At 58.7% G+C, this 3,936-nt stretch carries 6 protein-coding genes; 2 read left to right on the forward strand and 4 right to left on the reverse strand.

What is annotated here, in order from left to right; translation table 11 throughout:
- A partial coding sequence (locus C9413_RS29145) for a DUF992 domain-containing protein (RefSeq protein WP_170251274.1) occupies nt 1–286 on the reverse strand: 286 nt, incomplete at its 3' end.
- 336 nt (nt 287–622) lie between these two features.
- Here C9413_RS29145 and C9413_RS29150 point away from each other — a divergent pair.
- Nucleotides 623–787, forward strand: a complete 165-nt coding sequence (locus C9413_RS29150) for a hypothetical protein (RefSeq protein ID WP_166677513.1) — start codon at nt 623–625, stop codon at nt 785–787.
- Between the two features lie 89 nt (nt 788–876).
- On the opposite strand, the gene C9413_RS29155 is transcribed toward C9413_RS29150, so the two are convergent.
- Together C9413_RS29155 and C9413_RS29160 are read right to left on the reverse strand one after the other, a co-directional pair.
- On the reverse strand, nt 877–1,143 hold the full coding sequence (locus tag C9413_RS29155) for a BON domain-containing protein (protein WP_039846315.1): 267 nt from the start codon (nt 1,141–1,143) through the stop codon (nt 877–879).
- Between the two features lie 75 nt (nt 1,144–1,218).
- Nucleotides 1,219–1,866: a hypothetical protein gene (locus tag C9413_RS29160; protein ID WP_052451617.1), complete on the reverse strand. Its 648-nt coding sequence runs from the start codon at nt 1,864–1,866 to the stop codon at nt 1,219–1,221.
- A 311-nt stretch (nt 1,867–2,177) separates the two neighbouring features.
- On the opposite strand from C9413_RS29160, the gene dxr reads away from it, so the two are divergent.
- The gene (gene dxr, locus C9413_RS29165; RefSeq protein ID WP_039846316.1) at nt 2,178–3,371 is read left to right on the forward strand and encodes a 1-deoxy-D-xylulose-5-phosphate reductoisomerase; all 1,194 of its coding nucleotides are present in this window, start codon (nt 2,178–2,180) and stop codon (nt 3,369–3,371) included.
- A gap of 332 nt (nt 3,372–3,703) precedes the next feature.
- Here dxr and C9413_RS29170 read toward each other — a convergent pair.
- A partial coding sequence (locus tag C9413_RS29170; RefSeq protein WP_170251247.1) for an aminotransferase class I/II-fold pyridoxal phosphate-dependent enzyme occupies nt 3,704–3,936 on the reverse strand: 233 nt, incomplete at its 5' end.

The raw sequence follows: 3,936 nt of genomic DNA on the forward strand, positions 1-3,936 counted from the left end.
CCCCGAGTGTGCTGATATCGCCGGTATAGTGATCGGAAATCTCCTGACCAACACTCGAAGAAAAAACGCAGTCGGCCTCCTTCGCTGAACCGAGCACGTAGCCGAGGCCCCCACCGACATCGCATGTCAGGAGGCCAATCTTGACCCCACCGCGTACGTCCGGCTCTTGGTAGCCGCGTGCGTCTGGCTCTTGGTAGCGCCGGATCGTGTCAGCTGCGTATGCAGCCGTCACGCAGGCTTGAGCCAGTGACGCTGCGGCAACTATCATCGCAATGGCCTTTTTCATCATGGTCTCCTTACTCAAATTATGGCTATGGCATTGGGTTCAGCCGGCGAAGAACAAACTCTGAAACACATAACGTGCGTCGTCGAAGAATGATCCCAACTGTCTCCCCCTTATCTGCATGTCATGGCGCCGTGCCTTGGTTGCATGTTGCGGACAGCCAACACTGCTCCCATCGCAAACCGACATTTCAAAGGCGCAGCCTAAATCGGCCCGGGTCGGCGTCCTTTTCTCCCGACAAGTGGCGGAAAAGCGACAGCGAGCAAATGGCGCCCGATATCGTCTTTGGGAACTTTGAAATCGGGCTGGCGTTGAGGGCGAAACAGGGAGTGTTTCGTCATGCGTACCAAGATGACCATCGTTGCGATAGCTTACGTCGTGATCAGTGGCCTGTTGCTTTTAATCGCTCATCAGTCGTCCGGCCCAGTCACCACAGAAAAGACCGACCGCGCGGGCGGCGCAGACAATGGCTCGGTATTCCTTAGCGAGCGCTTTGCCGGCTGAATCAGCAAATGCAATGTAGGCCCCACATGCCAGCGGTCCAACTGCCGAGTACCAATCTTTCGTCCTGGTTTATGGTGTTGCGTGCGCATTCAACCAAGCAGGATCCGGTTCCGAACAGCACGTACGCCCTGAACGTCTCGCGCGACGGCCGTCGCGCGTTCGATTTCATCGGCAGTACCAACCGAGCCGGTCAGTACGATGTCGTCGCCTTCGGCCGTTACTTCGACGTCTGAAGCGTCGATGCCGCCAGCTGTCGCAAGCGCGCCAGCCACTGCCCTTTCAAGCGATGCATGATCGACCGACACCGCTTCGATTCCAGGCTGCTTCCCGTGGAATGTAGCCTTCTTGAAAACCATGATCGTTCCTCCTGTTGGATTGCAGAGAAACGCAAAGGCAACCGGCTTTGTTGCAGCCGTCGATCTCGTGATCGCCTACCAGCTTACCCGGTAGTTGACATTGACGCTGGCTGAGCGTTCCGACGAAAGCGGATCGGTCACCGAAGCATTGAGATTGAGGTTCGGAAGAACAGTCTGGCTGACGCCCACTGAACTCGAAAAATCCTTGCCGAAATCCGTCACGCTGCTTCCTGCCGAAATTGACGTTCCAGTCCATGGATAGATCAGTTTCAGCGCCTGGGTTGCCGTCACCGACGTCTGACGTGTTTCGACGGCAGCGTAGCCGACGCTGACAGCCCGGCTTGTCTGCAGGTCGAGCGAGTCAGAGAGAATAAAACTGCGCGAGCGGCTCAGCATCAGCGAACCACTGCCGCGCAACGTATCGATCCGGATGCTTGCATCCTGTTGCGCTTTGCCTGCCGGCGTGACGCGCGCCTTTGTGATCTTTCCCCAAAACGTCGCTTGTTCGGAGCCGGGCTGGATGGCCTCGCCCTCGGTCGATGCGAGCGCCAGGTCGGCGCCGGCGCTCGTTTCCCATTCGAACGGAAGGCGAAAACCCATCGTCGCCTTGTAGGACTGCTCGGAAACCCGCACTGGTGCCCAGATCAAAAGATTGTCCGCCTTGGCCGGAAGGGGCCCCAGAAGGCATAGGCCCGACAATAGTATTTTCTTCAACGTCGTCATCAAATCCAATCGCACTCAGCGCGCACCGCGCAAAAACCCGCTGATGCGCTTCCACGCATCCTTTTAACTCCTCCCGATTTGTGAACTGGCCCGGCATCTGATGCCATTTGCCAATGCAGCGCGACATCAGTCGTCGGCGACTGCAGAACAACTGCGGAGTTAAATTCCGCAGGAATTGTTATAAGGATCACATCCGAAGCCCATCGTGTAAACCACTCAACGGTAGAAAAGTGCTGCACTGCACACTTGCCGCCCATTTCAAAGCCTTGTAGAGCCAGAGGCTAATGGGAAATCTTCGGCAAAAAACCCGCATGACGACCGGCACAAACGCGCCGCGGCGCCTCAGCATCTTCGGTTCAACGGGCTCGATCGGACAAAATACGCTCGATGTCGTCCAGCAGCTGGGCGGCCGTGAGAGCTATGAAATTTCGGTGGTGACCGGAAATGAAAATATTGAGCTTCTTGCGCAGCAGGCAAGATCGACCGGCGCCCGGCTGGCAGTCACCGCAAGCGACAGCAGATACAGATCTCTGAAGGCCGCGCTCTCGGGCAGCGGTATCGCCGTCGCAGCCGGTGCTCAAGGACTAGCGGAAGCCGCCGACATCGAAGCGGACTGGGTCATGGCCGCGATCGTCGGCACGGCGGGGCTGGTGCCGACACTGGCGGCAGCGCGCAAGGGTGCGGCGATCGCGCTGGCAAACAAGGAGTGCCTTGTTTCAGCAGGCGATCTCTTTGTCGAAGCGGTGCTGAAGGGGGGCGGGCTGTTGATCCCGGTCGATAGCGAACATAGCGCCATTTTCCAGTCGCTTGACGAAAATCAGCGGCACGCCGTCGAACGGATCATCCTGACGGCATCAGGCGGCCCTTTCCGCACCTGGTCGCGCGCCGAGATGGCGAATGTGACTGCGGCAACCGCCCGCGCCCATCCGAATTGGTCGATGGGCTTGAAAATCTCCATCGGCAGTGCCTCGATGTTCAACAAGGCACTGGAGATGATCGAGGCTAAGCACCTCTTCTGTGTCCGCCCGGACCAGATCGAGGTGGTCGTGCATCCGCAATCTATCGTCCATTCCATGGTCGGTTATACCGATGGATCCATCATCGCCCAACTCGGCAGCCCGGATATGCGAACGGCGATCGGCTATGCGTTGGAATATCCTCGCCGGCCGAAGCTGAATGTCGAGCGCCTGGATTTCGCAAAGCTCTCTCGTCTGGACTTCGAAGCGCCGGACGAAAAGCGTTTCCCCGCTCTCAGGCTTGCGCGCACGGCATTGGAGCGAGGCGGCTTGCAAGGGGCAATCATGAATGCTGCTGAGGAAGTGGCCTTTCATGCCTTCGTCGACGAACGGATCGGCTTCCTGCAAATGGCCGATATTGTCGAAGCCGTTATGGACAGGATGGCCGGCACGGGCGGCGCGCACACTATGGATGACGTCTTTGCGGCCGACGCTGAAGCGCGCAGGCTTGCTGCCGAACTGGTTGCGCTCAACGAAAAAGCCGCCTGACGGCAGGCCGCCGATTGGCGGCCTCGACCAGCGCGAACGCAAGTGCACAATCGCAACGACGTGCGCAGCGACTGCAATGGGACGTCGAAAGCGCTGCTGGCCGAATTCGAAACGGCTGTCGATTACACATGCCTGTTGCGATGATAAACACCGGTGAGTGGCTACCATGAGATCCAGACCACCGCGGTCGTCCGCCATCCGTATCTTCGGAGCCGCAAGGCCAGCAAGGGCGAACTAATGGGCGCAAGGAGCGGCCTGTTGCGGCATTCTTATCCCACAGCCGGACAGCGACCTCGCGCTGTTCTTCCCGATGACCACGAAGCCAATCGATTTTATGCGACCTGCCTTGCGAGCGCGCAGCGCGACCAGAGGGAGTGGAGTGCTGCGACCAGCTGTTCGATGTCGGCATCGGAATGCAGCGGCGTCGGGGTGATGCGCAGCCGTTCGGTCTTCTTCGGCACCGTCGGATAGTTGATCGGCTGGACATAGACGCCGAAATTGTCGAGCAGCAGATCCGAGATCCATTTGCACTTCGCCGCATCGCCGACCAAGACCGGCACGATGT

Source organism: Rhizobium sp. SEMIA 4085, from assembly GCF_013004495.1.
GTDB lineage: Bacteria > Pseudomonadota > Alphaproteobacteria > Rhizobiales > Rhizobiaceae > Rhizobium > Rhizobium gallicum.